This is a genomic window from Zongyangia sp. (assembly GCF_965361945.1).
In genome coordinates this window covers 1-14,140 of record NZ_CBDTOK010000002.1, presented here as the reverse complement: position 1 = coordinate 14,140, position 14,140 = coordinate 1, and the positions used below count along the sequence as shown (strand labels likewise).

The window sequence follows — 14,140 nt, the reverse complement described above, 5'->3', positions numbered from 1 at the left end:
CTCGCCGGCCTGGATGCAGGAGAGGACAAACTGCCGGGCATCGTCATAAGCATAGGGAAAGGGGAAGACATCCCGCAGGTTGGCCGCAATTTTCTCATTGTTGGCATAAAGGTATACACTGTCGACATCTTCCATCGTCCAGGGACGAAGGATAAATTCCATTTGGCTCATCTCCTTTGAGGGGATTTTAACATAGGGGCCCAGGGAAAACAAGAAGGTCTTAGGAGCCCTGTTTCCAAAGGGCGTGAGCCCGCAGCAGCAGGGCTTCTTTCTGGTTGGGTAGTTCCCCGTCGATGACGGCGGAGAGCAGCTCTTTTAAAATGCCGCCCAGCTGAGGCCCAGCTGGAAGGCCTAAAGCCATCAGATCCCGTCCGCCTACGGCGAGGTCACGAAGGGAGAGGCAGGGCCTTTCTTGCAGCTGCTTTCTGGCGCAATCTTCCAGAGCATCGATGTGAGCAAGACGATCCGGATCGGGGTTCCGGCGCTGGGCCCGGATATCCGCCCGGCGGATGTCCAGAATATCGAAAAAGCCTTCCTCCCCCAGCCGGGAAAGCCAGCGCCGGACTGTTTTGGCCTCCGTCGGGATGTCCAGGCCGTGATGGCGGATGAGGGAGACAATCTGTTCCCGCTGGGCGGTAGAAAAGCGGAGATTGCGCAGAATGGTATCGGCCATCTGGGCGGAGATTTCCTCATGTCCAAAGGCGTGTCCCACCCCATCCTCTGACCGGGTGAAACAGCGAGGCTTGCCGATATCATGAAGCAGTATGGCCATCCGCAGGGATTGGGTGGGCCGGATGAAGGAGACAGCCCTGGCCATATGGGTATATAGGTCAAAATCATGGTGGGGATTGTGCTGGTCAAGGCCGACACAGGGCAAAAGTTCCGGGACCCAAACTCCCAGTATGTCGGGGGAGGTAAGGAGGACGGACAGACAGTTTTCCCCGGTGATGAGCCGGAGCAGCTCTTCCCGGACCCGCTCGGCGGAGATGGCCTTCAGCAGTCCTCTTAACTCATGGAGGGCGGCAGCGGTGGCGTCCTCAATAGAAAATCCCAGCGCTGAAGAAAAACGCAGGGCTCTGAGAATGCGCAAGGCATCCTCAGAAAAGCGACGCCGGGGATCGCCTACACAGCGGATAAGCCCCAGTCGGAGATCCTCCCGGCCTCCGAAAAAGTCCACCAGTCCTGCCTGAGGATGATAGGCCATGGCATTGACGGTGAAATCCCGGCGGGAGAGGTCATCGGCCAAATGAGGAGAAAACCGGACAGCGTCAGGATGCCGGTGGTCGGAATAGCCACCATCCACCCGGAAGGTGGTGATTTCAATGGGCATCCCGTCTATGTGTACAGTTAGGGTGCCGTGTTTGAGGCCGGTAGGCACCAGGGGAAAGCCTTCAAATATAGCCAGCATGTCCTCTGGCCGGGCGGCAGTGGTGATGTCCCAGTCATGGGGCTCCTTTCCCAGCAGGGAATCCCGAACGCATCCTCCTACAGCATAGGCGGCAAAGCCCTGGGAGGTGAGCAGGGAAAGAGCGCTTTCCACAGCAGAAGGCAGATGAATCTTCATTGCATGTTCTCTTCTTCTCTTTTCCATTGACCTAACCTCCCACGACGTTCATAAATCAGTTCCACCATGCCGTGACACTCTTGTGTGCTGATGAGCTTGCATGCGCGCCTTTCTTCCAGCGCCCCAAAGAGGCGGACGCCGCTGCCCAGAATGGTGGGGATCAGGGTGAGATGGAAAATGTCGATAGCATCTTCCCAGATGAGCTGCTGGGCAAGATTGGCGCCGCCGCAGATCCAGATATCCTTTCCCTCCTCCCGCCGCAGCTGTTCTACCAGTATGGCCGGATCCTGGGCAACAAACCTAACTTCTGATGTGGAGGGCATCTTTTGATGGGTAAAGACATAGCTGGTCAATCCCTGATATGGCCACTGTCCAGGAGAGAGCTCGGTAATAACTTGATGGTAGGTGTTCCATCCCATGAGCACAGTATCAATATTCTGCATTAACTGAGAGTAACTTTCGGCCTCCCCGGCGTCGGGAGCTTGAGCTTCCAACCACTGCACCCCGCCCAGGGAATCGGCGATAAAACCGTCCAGGCTCATGGCAAGATAGAGTATAACTTTTCTCATGGAGATCCCCCTTTGTCCTTTTTATTTTACTATATTTCCTGGGCTTTGGGTATCCGTGTTCCCGTGGAATCATTATGAGGCTGTTCCCTAGAAAACTTTCAAAATATCCTTGACAGGGAGGAGAAGTTCTGATAATATAATAACAGAACTAATAATTATTACTATTAAGAGAGGAGCCTGACATGAAATATTCCCGTCAGAGGGAGTTGATACTCGAAGCTGTCAGAGAGGACGACGTCCATCCCACAGCGGACTTTATCTATCAAAGGCTTAAAAAAGATCATCCGAACCTGAGCTTAGGGACTGTATACCGCAATTTAAACCTGCTCAGTGAGATCGGTACCATTAATAAGCTTCATGTGCCAGGGATGCCTGACCGTTTTGACGGCAACATCACTCCCCATTATCACTTTTATTGTAAGCACTGCGGCAGGGTCTTTGATGTCAGTATAGATTTTCCACAGGAAATCGATCGGGAGGTCGAACGGGAAACCGGCCATCAGGTGGATTCCCACAGCATCCTCTTCAGCGGCATCTGTAAAGGCTGCGCCCAGAAAACACCAGATCAAGACGGCAATAGTGCCGTTAGATAAATTTTGACAGAAAGAAGGAACGATGATGAACTTAAAAGGATCAAAAACCGAAGCCAACCTGATGACTGCTTTTGCAGGGGAATCCCAGGCAAGAAACAAATACACCTATTTTGCAAGCAAAGCAAGAAAAGACGGCTTTGTACAGATCGCGAACCTGTTTGAAGAAACCGCCAACAACGAAAAAGAGCATGCAAAAATTTGGTTTAAACTGCTGGATGGCATCGGTTCCACCGCAGAAAACCTAAAGGCTGCCGCAGCTGGCGAGAACTATGAGTGGACCGATATGTACGCCACCTTTGCCAAAGAGGCCAAAGAAGAGGGATTCGATCAGATCGCGTTCCTTTTTGAGTCTGTTGGCAAGATCGAGAAGCATCACGAGGAGCGGTATCTGGATCTGCTCAAAAACGTCGAGGAGAACAAAGTCTTTAAGAAAGACGGCAAGGTCTATTGGAAGTGCGGTAACTGCGGCCATATCCATGAAGGCACCGAGGCCCCTGGCGTATGTCCGGTCTGCAACCATCCCCAGGCTTATTTTGAGCTGGTCAACAAAAACTATTAATCGACAATTCCTATTTATATACCTTTTTCATAAGGACAAAGCGGACAGCGGTTTTGCTGTCCGCTTTGTCCTTTTCTGAATATGAATATTTTTCCACTTTTCTTTCCAGGGGAGGAGATTTGTATTATAATAGACGCTGTATTTGGACAAAATCCGGCAGAAATGGCGGAAGAGAAAGGATGAGACTCTCCATTGAAATCTACAACCAAGCTAAAAAGGATCATCCTCTATTGGCTGGTCATTGCCATATCAGCGGTAATTCTCTATCTGGGATATCAATGGGCGGTTTCGGGTGGAGATAACGGCGCCGGCACCCTGCCCACCCCGAATACCCAGAATAAGGCGAGAATCACCGAGATCATGGCAGAAGATCTGGTGGAAACCGACCTGGGGGGACAGGCGGTATATCAGTGGATCTGTTATTTTAAGGCCGAGATACTGGACGGGGAATTCCAGGGGGAAATTGCCACCATCCGCCAGTCCATCGACGAGAATATGATTCCGTCTTCCATACCGGTTCAGGAGGGGGACGAGATCTATGTCACCGTCAACCGGGGAGAGGATGGCAGCCTGACGGGGACAGCGGGGGATTATGTGAGGACAACGCCCCTGTATCTATTGGTGGGAGGATTCCTCCTCTTACTGCTGATTTTTGGCAGGAAGAAGGGAGTGAACACCATCATTTCGCTGGCATTTACCTGCCTGGCGGTGTTTATCGTCTTTGTGCCGGCCATCCTCAACGGGTACAACCCCATGCCGGTCTCGATTCTTGTGTGTATTTATATCATCTTTATGACACTGCTTATCTGCAATGGCTTTACCTTTAAAACGGCGGCCAGCGCGCTGGGCTGTATCGGTGGCGTCTTGGTGGCGGGAGTGGTCTCCTACAGCATGGAGTATATCTTGAAGCTGACGGGTATGGTAGAGGAGCAAAGCCTGCTGTTAACCACCATCACCGAAAACGCTAGCTTCGACTTCCGGGGGCTGATTTTTGCCGAGATCATCATCGGCGCCCTGGGAGCTGTTATGGACGTTTCTATGGACATCGCCTCGGCCCTGGAAGAGCTGATCTCTAAGGTGCCGGAGCTGGGCTTTCGCCAGATTATCAAATCCGGTATGAAGGTGGGCCGGGATGTTATGGGCACCATGGCCAATACGCTGATTTTGGCCTATGCGGGAGGAAGCCTTTCCACCATCATGCTGATTACAGTCTCCGGTAAGGATTTATCCCTCATCCTCAATGGAGAGCTAATTTCTGTAGAGATACTCAAAGCCATGGCGGGCAGTATTGGTATCCTCTTCACCATTCCCATTACGGCCATTGTCACGGCCCTTCTCCACACGGAAGGGGTCCACTGGAGAAAGCGCCGCCACCGGTTATCCAGCCATCCTGCTGGGGCAGGGGAGGTTCTACAGCAGAACACATCTTCTATGGAGCAAGAGCCTATAGCCCTGGCGACTGCCGCGCCATCCCTAGAGGAGGCAACAACGGAGGAAAAGCACTCGGAATCCCCACAAGGGGATTGGTCCCGCTTTCAGGAGATCATGGGGAACAAGGAGAAAGAAAAATAAAAAAGGCAGCCGAATTTGCGGCTGCCTTTTTAGATCATGATCGCCTATAAATCGAGGAGATTTAATCCGATTTCATCGGAATGGAAGCGGCCAATGTGACCGTTTACCGTATGGATAAGGATTTCCCCGGTGGCGCTGATGGTCGCCTCATTGAGATGGCCGCCGAAGACATGGCCTGCTTGGTCGCCAAAGGTGGCGTGGATATGGAGATAGACCTCCCCATTCATTTCAGAAACATTGCCCACGATCGAGGTGATTTCCAGCACACCGGAAAGCTCGTTGGGATAGAATTTCTTTTCCTTGGTGTCAAATACGCCGACAACGGCGTGGTTGGCAGCACCAAGGCCGACGATAGAACCGGCCTGGACCTTTTCTTTGGCGCAGACCTCCTTGAGGGCGGCGCAAACCTCCTCGCCCTTTTCCAGACGCACCGCGATGGTGTCGCCGAATACACGATAGACCATGATACACACCCTTTCCCGCAAATAAACGCTGGTTTTTGTATGCCTTCATTATAGCACGGTTGGCAAGAGAAATCCAGGGAGGGAGAAAAACACCGGTATGATGGTGTGACTCCCTTGTTTTGGGGGTAAGATAAAAAAAGCTGGCCCGCAGCGCTGATGGCTCCCCGACAGGTGGGAAGAAGATCCGAAGACTCTTGACAAAAAGCGGGAAAATTGGGTATTTTTATAGAGGAACAAAATGAAATCCGATGGTAGGGCTCCGCCCTAGCGGAGAAGATCTGGAGAAAGGATGCAGTATGCAGTTAGAAAAGTGCAACGCACAGAGTGTATATGAGGTATTGGACAGCTTAGGAATTTCCTATGAGCGGATGGAACATCCGCCGGTGCAGACCATGGAGGACTGCAAAGCCATTGAAAAGGCTCTGGGGGCCCCTGTCTGTAAGAACCTGTTTTTGCAGACCCGTCAGGGCACGGAATATTTCCTACTGCTCATTGAAGGGGACAAGAGGTTTCGGACGGCGGAGGTTTCCAAGAAGATTGGGCGATCCCGGCTGAGCTTTGGCAATGAGGAAAAGCTCTACGAGCTTTTGGGGCTGCGCCCTGGCGCGATTAGTCCCATGGGGCTGATCCATGACAAGGACCATGGGATCCAGCTGCTCATCGACCAGGATGTGCTCGGCCATGGCAGGATCTGTGTCCACCCCTGCGTCAATACCCAGAGCGTGGCCATGGATACCAAGGATTTCCGGGAGATTTTCCTCCGGCACACCGGTCACATCCCCCAGATTCTAGAAATTACTGGGCAGACAGAGGGCTGACGCCAAAGGAGGATTGCCGTGAAAAAGGTGAAGATGATGATTCTGGATGACTGTCCCTATTGCCATCAGGCCTTTTCGATGATGGAAAGGCTTTGCAGGGAGCACGAGGAATACCGTGCCGTGGACATCGAGGTCATCGAGGAATCTAAGGAACCGGAAAAGATCAAAGGCTACAATTACTGGTATGTTCCTACCTATTTTGTTGACGACGTCAAAATCCATGAGGGCGTGCCCACCCTGGAAAAGGTGGAGGAGGTTTATCGCCAGGCTCTCAAATAATGGGTTACGGCAACAAAAACAGGTTATCTGTGGAAAAATAATATCAAATGACAAAAAACAAGAGGAGAGAAACAGATGGTCACAATTCAAATGGAAAACGGCAAGGAAATCAAGCTGGAACTTTATCCCGACAAAGCACCGATTACGGTGGAAAACTTTGTCAAGCTCGCCAAGGAGGGCTTTTATGACGGATTGATTTTCCACCGTGTCATCCAGGGCTTTATGATCCAGGGCGGCTGCCCCCAGGGAACCGGTATGGGCGGCCCCGGCTATCACATCAAAGGAGAGTTTGCCGCCAACGGGGTGGACAACCCCATCAAGCATACCCGAGGCGTTATTTCTATGGCCCGGGCGCAGGATCCCAACTCGGCTGGTTCTCAGTTCTTTATCATGCATGAGGACGCCCCCCATCTGGACGGCCAGTACGCCGCTTTTGGCAAAGTAGTCGAGGGCATGGATGTAGTGGATGAGATCGCTTGCGTAGATGTGGACTTCCGGGATAAGCCGGTGGAGCCCCAAAGAATTGCCAAGATCACAGTGGACGAAGAATAAAAAAACAAGGGCCATCGTATGATGGCCCTTGTTTTTTATTACGCCTTTTCCGGAAGGCCGTGATAGAAGATGATGATATCCTCATACTGGCCGTTTTTCAGATGATAGCCGCCGGGGATCACACCCACCCGGACAAATCCCAGCCGCTCATAGAGGGCGATGGCCCTGTGATTGGTCGCCACGACAGCGTTAAACTGCAGTCCCCGGAAACCGCACTCCTCCAGCGAGTTCAGAGAATGAAGCACCAGCTTTTCCCCGATGCCCTCCCCCCGATGTCCCTGCTTGACCCCATAGGAAGCGTTGGCAATATGCCCGCACCGGCCTATATTGTTGGGATGAAGGATGTAAAGGCCTACGACTTCCTCCCCGTTGAGGGCGCAGACGGTGCGGGTTTGGGAGGCGAACATCTCCCCGGCCTCCTGAAGGGAGAGAGGTTCTGCGCCGGGAAAGCTGATGCCCTCTATCACAATTTCGTTCCAAATTTCGGTCATCTGGGGCAAATCTTTTTCTTCAAACTGCCGCAATGTAAGATCCATGATTCCTTCCCACCTGTCATTTCTACAGAATTCGGCCATCATCTGCCCAAAATTCTGATTTTTGATATATTTCTATTGAATTATACTATATGTAATTATTTTCTCCGCCAAATGGCCAGGATAAAGGGGCATTCCGGCACATTGATGAGCCGGTGAAGGAGAGCGTCATAGCGTTTTTTGTCCAGTCCCGCCGCATATTGGGTGAGATATTCGCCTTCTCTGGCCCCTTCCGGATGCCCCGGATAGACCACGATGAGCAGGCACCCCTTAGGGGAAAGCATGGCAACGGCCCGCTCCACCGCCAGCTTGGTGGTGGAAAGCTGGGTGGTTACCGCATGATCGCCGTAGGGAAGATAGCCCAGGTTGAACATCCCAGCGTCGATGGGGCAGGGGATATGCCGGTTGGCAAGCTCATGGCTTTCTAAAATCAGCGTGACCCGGTCTTCCATTCCTTCCTGTGTCAGGAGCGCGCGGGTATTTTCCAGCGCCTGGGGCTGGATATCAAAGGCATAGACCTTTCCTTTCGGCACAAGGCCCGCCAAAAACAGGGTGTCGTGGCCGTTGCCCATGGTGAAGTCCGCTACAATGCTGTCTTCCCGGATAGAGCCGCTGATCAGCTTTTTGGCTGTCTCCAGTATGGATTCCAATGCTATTCCTCCTTTCACAGGGAGTATTTTTTCTGAATTTTCGTATTATTTTTACTGATTTATACTTTTGGTATTGTTTTTCGCCCTTTTCCCTGCCAGCTATTCCGCCGGAGAAGTTCCTTATCGATTTCGTTGAGGACCACAAATTTTTTGAGACTCCACAGAGGGCCGATCAAATCCTCTTTGGCGCCGTCTCCGGTGAGCCGCCCCATGACAAATTGGGGAGGAAACAGTTCTAGCTGGGAACAGACAATATCCACATATTCCTCCAGGGAAAGGAGAGGGAAGGGCTTCGCCTCGTATTCCCGGGCCATTTTGGTGCCTCGAAGCAGATGGAGCAGGTGAAGCTTCACCCCGTAAAGATCCAGTTCTGAGACAGCTTTCGCCGTTTCCAGCATCATGGCCCGGTCTTCTCCGGGAAGGCCGTCGATCAGGTGGACCACCACCGGTACATTTTGTTCCCGCAGCAGGGAGTAGCCCTCCAAAAATTCTTTGTAGGTATGGCATCGGTTGATCCGCCGGGCCGTTTCATCGTGGATGGTTTGCAGCCCCAGCTCCACCGTTAGATAGGTGCGCTGGGCCAGCTCCCCCAGATACCGCGCCGTCTCCTCTGAGATGCAGTCCGGCCGGGTGGAGATGGAAAGACCGACCACGCCGGGGAGGGAAAGGGCTTCCTCAAAGAGCCGCCGGAGCAAGGGCAGAGGGCCATAGGTGTTGGTATGGGCTTGGAAATAGGGGATATACCGGCAGTGGGGCCATTTTTGAGAGAGCATGGCCCGGATTTTCTCAAACTGTTCCGGAATACTCTCCTTTGGGTTTCCCCCGAAGTCACCGCTGCCAGCGCTAGAGCAGTAGGTGCAGCCCCCAATGCCCCGGGTTCCGTCAATGTTGGGGCAGGTGAAGCCCGCGTTTAAGGATATCTTGCACACCTTTCCCCCAAAGACCTTTTGCAGCTCGTAGTTATAGGTGTGATAGCGCTTGTTGTCCAGAGAATAGGGAAAGGGGTTTTCCTGCCTTACCATCAGAGGGTTTCCAGTGCCTTCAGGCACTGATAGAGGGCATGGGAGGCCGCCAGATAGCGGATGTACTCCCGCTCCTCCCTGTAGCCCCGGCTCAGGTGGAGCTCGAAAGCCTCACAGCTGGAAGGGGTGGAAACACCGACATAGACAAGCCCTACCGGCTTTTCCTCTGAACCGCCGCCGGGGCCCGCGATACCGGTGGTGGAGACGCCGATGTCGGCGCCGGAAAGGAGCCGTACTCCCTGAGCCATCTCCATGGCAGTCTCTCTGGAAACGGCGCCGTGGGCGGCCAGGGTGTCATGGGAAACACCCAGTACCCGCTCCTTGATCTCGTTGGCGTAGGAGCAAACCCCGCAGTCAAAGACCAGGGAAGCCCCTGGGACTTCCGTCAGCCGTTTGGAGATATATCCGCCGGTACAGCTTTCTGCGCAGGCCACCTTCTTTTTCTTTTCTGTCAGCTTTTGGACCAAGGCGGTCTGCAGATTTCCCACGTCGATGCCGTAGATATATTTTTCCAGGATATCCCGGATCTGTTCCACCACAGGGAGGACCATCTCTTTGGCTTCTTCTTTGGTCTTGGCGCTGGCGGTTACCCGGAGCCGGACCTCTCCCTCCTTGGCATAGGGGGCAATGGTGGGGTTGCGGTGGGAAACCATCATCTCCCGGAGGATGGTTTCTACCTGAGACTCGCCGATGCCGAAGAGATGGATGTTGGAAGAATACAGGGTGCTGCCGGAAAACTGTTGGAGATAAGGCACCACCGAGCTGCTAAACATAGGGATCATTTCTCTGGGCGGCCCGGGAAGGAGAATGGCGATTTTTCCGTCCTTTTCCACTGCCAGCCCAGGCGCCGTGCCATTATCGTTGGGGAATACAGTAGCGCCCTCCGGCATAAAGGCCTGCTTACGGTTGTTTTCGGTCATGACCCGGTTGTAATATTTGAAAAAGCGTTCAATCCGCTCTAAAGACTCCTGATGCAGGACCATCTTTTTGCCAAAGAGCTGGGCCACCGTCTCCTTGGTGAGGTCGTCGTAGGTGGGCCCTAACCCTCCGGTCATCACCACAATATCATTGCGCTGGAAGGCCTGCTCCAGCGACTCTTTGAGCCGATCAGGGTTATCCCCAACCACCGCCTGGTTATAAACATCAATGCCTAGGTTGGCCAGCTCCTTCGCAATATAGGCGGCATTGGTGTTGACAATGTCGCCCAGCAGCAGTTCCGTTCCCACGCATAAAATTTCTGCTTTCATAAGAATCCTCCCTTCCGCCGCTTTAAGCGGTATTCATAGAACTAAAACCTCATGCAAAAAGAGAAGTCGCGCCATCCATCGCCAGATACTCTATAGAGCCGGGCGAGGGACGGTGAAAGATTGTGTGACCATTCACATGATATAACTTTTTGCAGTTAGAGCCCGGAGATCCCACTAGGTCAGTCGATCAAAGTATAGACGAAATTTTCCCACAAAAGACGCATCCCCTCATCTGTCTCCAAGGGGAGCAGGGCCCGGGCTACGGTATTTTCAATGCCGTCATCACTGACAAGGATGGCATAATCCCCGTCAATGCGACGGACGGTATAAGTAATGCTTTCCATTTTTCACCTTTCCCTTGTATGGGGGACGGCACAAGGCTTATCATGTCCCCCATCTGGCAGAAAATAACCTTGACTGAAAGAAGGCGCAGAAAAAATTTTTTCCTGCGCCTTTGTGTTGCAAAAGGTGGAGATTATCAGGTTACTGGGCAGAAATGCTGGGAATGTCCACCTGGATTTCCACATCAGCATCATAATCCACCCCAGGGACGGCAAAGCCGAAAATCTGGTAGAAATCCTCCCAATAGCCGTCGATGTCGCAGAGAGACTGTACTGTAGCGGTGTCCACGGACTCCCAGTCCTGGGCCACCTCCTGCTGGATTTCCTCCCGCATCTCCCAGTCGTCCATCCGGACCAGCTGGTTTTCGTCTACCACAGGACCCTGGCTTCCAAAGAGCTTTTCCCGGAAAAGACGTTCCATCTGTTGGATGCATCCCTCGTGGGTACCGGCTTTCTTCATGATTTTGTAGAGGATCGAAATATACAGCGGCACAATGGGGATAGCGGCGCTGGACTGGGTGACCAGGGCCTTATTGACCGACACATAGGCACGCACGTCCAGGTCGCTTGCTGTCAGGCGGCGGGCTGTTTCATAGAGATGCTGTTTGGCGGCGCCGATGGAGCCGTCATAGTACATGGGATGGGTCAGCTGGGGCCCGATGTAGGAATAGGCCAGGGTAATGGCGCCCTGGGCCAAAACGCCCGCGCCGCGCAGGGCACGGATCCAATCCTCCCAGTCCTCGCCGCCCATGACCTTGACGGTATTGTGGATTTCCTCCTCGGTGGCCGGTTCAATGGTCACGTCAGAAATGGTGCGGGTTTTCAGATCAATGGTCTTGTTGGTATAAGCTTCCCCTGTCGTTTTGAGCACAGAAGAATAGACGGTGCCATCCTCCATAGCCCGCCGAGGTGCTGCCAGGGAATAGACCACCATATCCACCTGTCCCAGATCCTTCCGGATCAGGGCAATGGTTTCTTCCTTCACCTCTTTAGAAAAGGCATCCCCGTTGATGGTTTTGGCATAAAGGCCGTTCTCCGCGGCGCATTTTTCGAAGGCGGCGGTGTTGTACCAGCCTGCGGTGCCGGTACGCTTGCCGCTGGCAGGCTTGTCAAAGATGACGCCGATGGTGGCGGCGCCGCAGCCAAAAGCCGCTTCAATCCGGGAAGAAAGGCCATAGCCTGCCGAGGCGCCGATGACCAGCACCTTTTTAGGGCCATTGGTTTTCCCCTGTTTTTTGACATAGGCGATCTGCCGGCGGACATTTTCTTCACAGCCCACTGGATGGGAGGTGGTGCAGATAAAGCCTCTGATTTTCGGTTCGATGATCATAGTGAAACTCCTTTGCTGTTAGGCCAGAGCCTTTTCCATAATATAGTCGTCCATGTAGTAGCCCTCGCCGATATCTGTCTTGACCTGGTCTGCGACGGAAAAGCCTACCCTTTTATAGACGGCGATGGAATGGTCATTGTGTTTGTTGACGGTCAGATATACCGATTTTTTGCCGTTGGATTGGCCTTCTACGTAGTCAAAGAAAGCCTTGCCGATCCCCCGGCCCCGCAGGTCGTTCTTAACGTAAATTTTTGAAAGGAACATCCGCTCCTCCTCCGGCCGGTAAGCGCAGTAGCCTGCCGGCTCGTCATCCCAATAGGCCAGCAGATAGACGGTGCCTTTGCCAATCTGCTCCTTGATAGCGGTTTCGCTTTGAAAATGGGAGAGCATATAGTCCACCTGGGCCGAACCAAGCAGGGCGTCATAATGCTCATGCCAGATTTCCCGGGCCAGCTGGGCGGCGAGGGCAATATCATTCTCATTCGTTACAGTTTTCAGACGGATTTGCATTCCTTACACACTCCTTGGTGTATTGTTTCTTTTTTTCCAAACCATATTCTAACACATTTCTGTGTAGTTGCACAGTTTTCTTGACGAAAATTCAGGCGAAATCCCAGGATTGTCCTTTAAACTCACGGCTTCATTGTTTGGATTCAGACAATTTTACTCCCGTTGGACAAAAATCAGGAAGCATCCCCTCCTTTTGCGGTTTTATGCTATAATATTGTATAAGCTTTTATCACCTGCAGATGGTGTGAATGCCATTTGCAAAAAAATGCAGCCGCGGCAAGCGGCGGGAGGGAGCGTATCATGACACAGCTTGAAACCGTAAAACAATACTATCTGGATCGAGGGCTGACCTGTTCAGAGGCAGTGCTCTATGCGGCAAACGACCTATGGAATTTAGGACTTGACGAAAAATCCTTCCACCTCATTGGAGGATTCTGCGGCGGCATGCAGTGCGGCAGTGTCTGCGGCGCGATCTCCGGCGGAATTGCCGCTATCAGCGCCCGCTATATCCAGACTGATGCCCACGGATGTCCGGAACTCAAGGAGCATGTCACCCGATTTATCGACAGGGTGCGTCAGGAGATGGGCACGGATATGTGCTGTGACCTAAAACCGAAGTATTTTAACGACACAAGCCTCTGCTTTGGTGTGGTGGAGCCTGTTTTCCGCATCCTCCTGGAGTGTGAGGACGACGCCCAGTGAGATACGGAGAGATCATACCAGCACGCTTTTTAGAACGTCCCAACCGGTTTATCGCCTATTGTGAAACGAAGTGTGGAGAGCGGGTTGTAGCCCATGTCAAAAATACGGGAAGATGCCGGGAGCTGCTGATCCCCGGCGTTACAGTATATCTGGAAAAAAGCCGGAATCCCCACCGCAAAACCCCATTTTCCCTCATCGCGGTGGACAAAGCAGGGCTGCTCATCAACATGGATTCCCAGGCGCCTAACAAGGTGCTGGGGGAGTGGCTCTCCGCCGGGGGACAGCTTCCCGGCCTACCAGGCCCTCTGTCCTTGATCCGGCCGGAAACTGTCTATAGGGACTCCCGTTTCGATTTCTATCTGGAAGGGCCTGAGCAGTCTGCTTTTGTGGAGGTGAAGGGGGTCACCCTGGAGGAGGACGGCGCCGTCTATTTCCCTGACGCCCCCACCGAACGGGGGGTCAAGCATCTCCGGGAGCTGGTGGATGCCGCCAAGGAAGGGTATCTCGCCTATGCTGTCTTTGTCATCCAGCTGTCTCCCGCCCGTTTCTTTGCCCCTAACGACCGAACTCATCCCGCCTTTGGTCAGGCACTGCGGCAGGCGGCAGGCGAAGAAGTCCGCCTGCTTGCCTATGATTGCCAGGTTTCCCCGGAGGAAATCGTTTTGGGACAGAGGGTCCCCATCAAGCTTTGAGGGAGGAAGGAACATGACATCCCTTCGCTGTCCGGTCTGCGGGGAGCCGCTGTTTTTGCAGCAGAAAAGCTATCGCTGCAAAAAAGGACACAGTTTTGATCTGTCCCGGGAAGGATACTGCAACCTGATCCTTTCCGGCCGCC

Annotated in this window: 19 protein-coding genes; 9 read left to right on the top strand and 10 right to left on the bottom strand. The window is 53.1% G+C overall.

The annotated features are described in order from the left end of the window. Positions 1 to 220: 220 nt before the first annotated feature. Together ACZ25G_RS00145 and ACZ25G_RS00140 are read right to left on the bottom strand one after the other, a co-directional pair. Complete coding sequence (locus tag ACZ25G_RS00145; protein ID WP_463681124.1) at positions 221 to 1,591, bottom strand: CCA tRNA nucleotidyltransferase; 1,371 nt, start codon at positions 1,589 to 1,591, stop codon at positions 221 to 223. Next, positions 1,561 to 2,133, bottom strand: coding sequence for a dihydrofolate reductase family protein (locus tag ACZ25G_RS00140; RefSeq protein WP_463681123.1), 573 nt, complete (start codon positions 2,131 to 2,133; stop codon positions 1,561 to 1,563). Before ACZ25G_RS00140 ends, ACZ25G_RS00145 begins: the two co-directional genes overlap by 31 nt. 182 nt (positions 2,134 to 2,315) lie before the next feature. Here ACZ25G_RS00140 and ACZ25G_RS00135 point away from each other — a divergent pair, with 182 nt between their 5' ends. From ACZ25G_RS00135 to ACZ25G_RS00125, 3 genes are all read left to right on the top strand, one after another. Then, positions 2,316 to 2,726 (top strand): transcriptional repressor, encoded by a 411-nt coding sequence (locus tag ACZ25G_RS00135; protein ID WP_191482028.1) that lies wholly within the window; start codon positions 2,316 to 2,318, stop codon positions 2,724 to 2,726. Between the two features lie 22 nt (positions 2,727 to 2,748). Continuing rightward, a complete protein-coding gene (rbr, locus tag ACZ25G_RS00130; protein WP_191482027.1) occupies positions 2,749 to 3,285 on the top strand; it encodes a rubrerythrin in 537 nt (178 codons plus the stop codon). Positions 3,286 to 3,477: 192 nt separating this feature from the next. Continuing rightward, positions 3,478 to 4,857 carry a YibE/F family protein gene (locus ACZ25G_RS00125; RefSeq protein ID WP_463681122.1) on the top strand — a complete coding sequence of 460 codons (1,380 nt, stop codon included), beginning with the start codon at positions 3,478 to 3,480 and terminating at the stop codon, positions 4,855 to 4,857. 44 nt (positions 4,858 to 4,901) lie between these two features. On the opposite strand, the gene ACZ25G_RS00120 is transcribed toward ACZ25G_RS00125, so the two are convergent. Then, positions 4,902 to 5,321: a PPC domain-containing DNA-binding protein gene (locus ACZ25G_RS00120; protein ID WP_463681121.1), complete on the bottom strand. Its 420-nt coding sequence runs from the start codon at positions 5,319 to 5,321 to the stop codon at positions 4,902 to 4,904. 296 nt (positions 5,322 to 5,617) lie between these two features. On the opposite strand from ACZ25G_RS00120, the gene ACZ25G_RS00115 reads away from it, so the two are divergent. The 3 genes from ACZ25G_RS00115 (at position 5,618) to ACZ25G_RS00105 (ending at position 6,970) form a co-directional block, all read left to right on the top strand. After that, entirely contained in the window at positions 5,618 to 6,139 is a 522-nt protein-coding gene (locus ACZ25G_RS00115) for a prolyl-tRNA synthetase associated domain-containing protein (protein ID WP_463681120.1), read from the top strand. Between the two features lie 18 nt (positions 6,140 to 6,157). Next, positions 6,158 to 6,418, top strand: a complete 261-nt coding sequence (locus ACZ25G_RS00110) for a thioredoxin family protein (RefSeq protein WP_191482023.1) — start codon at positions 6,158 to 6,160, stop codon at positions 6,416 to 6,418. 75 nt (positions 6,419 to 6,493) lie between these two features. Beyond that, positions 6,494 to 6,970 carry a peptidylprolyl isomerase gene (locus tag ACZ25G_RS00105; protein WP_191482022.1) on the top strand — a complete coding sequence of 159 codons (477 nt, stop codon included), beginning with the start codon at positions 6,494 to 6,496 and terminating at the stop codon, positions 6,968 to 6,970. 38 nt (positions 6,971 to 7,008) lie between these two features. Here ACZ25G_RS00105 and ACZ25G_RS00100 read toward each other — a convergent pair whose 3' ends face one another. The 7 genes from ACZ25G_RS00100 to ACZ25G_RS00070 form a co-directional block, all read right to left on the bottom strand. After that, a complete protein-coding gene (locus ACZ25G_RS00100; RefSeq protein ID WP_191482021.1) occupies positions 7,009 to 7,506 on the bottom strand; it encodes a GNAT family N-acetyltransferase in 498 nt (165 codons plus the stop codon). Between the two features lie 95 nt (positions 7,507 to 7,601). Next, positions 7,602 to 8,153 carry a tRNA 5-(aminomethyl)-2-thiouridylate-methyltransferase MnmM gene (gene mnmM, locus ACZ25G_RS00095; RefSeq protein WP_463681119.1) on the bottom strand — a complete coding sequence of 184 codons (552 nt, stop codon included), beginning with the start codon at positions 8,151 to 8,153 and terminating at the stop codon, positions 7,602 to 7,604. A gap of 59 nt (positions 8,154 to 8,212) precedes the next feature. Further along, positions 8,213 to 9,175 carry a tRNA modification radical SAM protein MnmL/YtqA gene (gene mnmL / locus ACZ25G_RS00090; protein WP_463681118.1) on the bottom strand — a complete coding sequence of 321 codons (963 nt, stop codon included), beginning with the start codon at positions 9,173 to 9,175 and terminating at the stop codon, positions 8,213 to 8,215. Next, entirely contained in the window at positions 9,175 to 10,422 is a 1,248-nt protein-coding gene (locus ACZ25G_RS00085; protein ID WP_463681117.1) for a competence/damage-inducible protein A, read from the bottom strand. The genes mnmL and ACZ25G_RS00085 overlap by 1 nt, the downstream gene beginning before the upstream one ends. A gap of 179 nt (positions 10,423 to 10,601) precedes the next feature. Continuing rightward, a complete protein-coding gene (locus tag ACZ25G_RS00080; protein ID WP_191482017.1) occupies positions 10,602 to 10,766 on the bottom strand; it encodes a hypothetical protein in 165 nt (54 codons plus the stop codon). A gap of 139 nt (positions 10,767 to 10,905) precedes the next feature. Further along, on the bottom strand, positions 10,906 to 12,093 hold the full coding sequence (fabV, locus tag ACZ25G_RS00075; RefSeq protein ID WP_463681116.1) for an enoyl-ACP reductase FabV: 1,188 nt from the start codon (positions 12,091 to 12,093) through the stop codon (positions 10,906 to 10,908). Between the two features lie 18 nt (positions 12,094 to 12,111). After that, positions 12,112 to 12,603 carry a GNAT family N-acetyltransferase gene (locus ACZ25G_RS00070; RefSeq protein ID WP_191482015.1) on the bottom strand — a complete coding sequence of 164 codons (492 nt, stop codon included), beginning with the start codon at positions 12,601 to 12,603 and terminating at the stop codon, positions 12,112 to 12,114. A 300-nt stretch (positions 12,604 to 12,903) separates the two neighbouring features. Between ACZ25G_RS00070 and ACZ25G_RS00065 the strand changes: the two genes are divergently transcribed. The 3 genes from ACZ25G_RS00065 to ACZ25G_RS00055 all read left to right on the top strand — a co-directional run. Next, a complete protein-coding gene (locus ACZ25G_RS00065; protein WP_191482014.1) occupies positions 12,904 to 13,305 on the top strand; it encodes a C-GCAxxG-C-C family (seleno)protein in 402 nt (133 codons plus the stop codon). Next, complete coding sequence (sfsA, locus tag ACZ25G_RS00060) at positions 13,302 to 13,997, top strand: DNA/RNA nuclease SfsA (protein ID WP_463681115.1); 696 nt, start codon at positions 13,302 to 13,304, stop codon at positions 13,995 to 13,997. The genes ACZ25G_RS00065 and sfsA overlap by 4 nt, the downstream gene beginning before the upstream one ends. Next, positions 13,936 to 14,140 (top strand): putative RNA methyltransferase (locus ACZ25G_RS00055; RefSeq protein WP_463681114.1); only part of this gene is annotated, 205 nt, incomplete at its 3' end. The genes sfsA and ACZ25G_RS00055, both read left to right, overlap by 62 nt.

Coding starts and splice junctions, on each gene's coding strand:
- ACZ25G_RS00145 (WP_463681124.1), bottom strand. CDS start 1,591: ATGGAAAAGAGAAGAAGAGAACATGCAATGAAGATTCATCTGCCTTCT.
- ACZ25G_RS00140 (WP_463681123.1), bottom strand. CDS start 2,133: ATGAGAAAAGTTATACTCTATCTTGCCATGAGCCTGGACGGTTTTATC.
- ACZ25G_RS00135 (WP_191482028.1), top strand. CDS start 2,316: ATGAAATATTCCCGTCAGAGGGAGTTGATACTCGAAGCTGTCAGAGAG.
- rbr (WP_191482027.1), top strand. CDS start 2,749: ATGATGAACTTAAAAGGATCAAAAACCGAAGCCAACCTGATGACTGCT.
- ACZ25G_RS00120 (WP_463681121.1), bottom strand. CDS start 5,321: ATGGTCTATCGTGTATTCGGCGACACCATCGCGGTGCGTCTGGAAAAG.
- ACZ25G_RS00115 (WP_463681120.1), top strand. CDS start 5,618: ATGCAGTTAGAAAAGTGCAACGCACAGAGTGTATATGAGGTATTGGAC.
- ACZ25G_RS00105 (WP_191482022.1), top strand. CDS start 6,494: ATGGTCACAATTCAAATGGAAAACGGCAAGGAAATCAAGCTGGAACTT.
- ACZ25G_RS00100 (WP_191482021.1), bottom strand. CDS start 7,506: ATGGATCTTACATTGCGGCAGTTTGAAGAAAAAGATTTGCCCCAGATG.
- mnmL (WP_463681118.1), bottom strand. CDS start 9,175: ATGGTAAGGCAGGAAAACCCCTTTCCCTATTCTCTGGACAACAAGCGC.
- ACZ25G_RS00085 (WP_463681117.1), bottom strand. CDS start 10,422: ATGAAAGCAGAAATTTTATGCGTGGGAACGGAACTGCTGCTGGGCGAC.
- ACZ25G_RS00080 (WP_191482017.1), bottom strand. CDS start 10,766: ATGGAAAGCATTACTTATACCGTCCGTCGCATTGACGGGGATTATGCC.
- fabV (WP_463681116.1), bottom strand. CDS start 12,093: ATGATCATCGAACCGAAAATCAGAGGCTTTATCTGCACCACCTCCCAT.
- ACZ25G_RS00070 (WP_191482015.1), bottom strand. CDS start 12,603: ATGCAAATCCGTCTGAAAACTGTAACGAATGAGAATGATATTGCCCTC.
- ACZ25G_RS00065 (WP_191482014.1), top strand. CDS start 12,904: ATGACACAGCTTGAAACCGTAAAACAATACTATCTGGATCGAGGGCTG.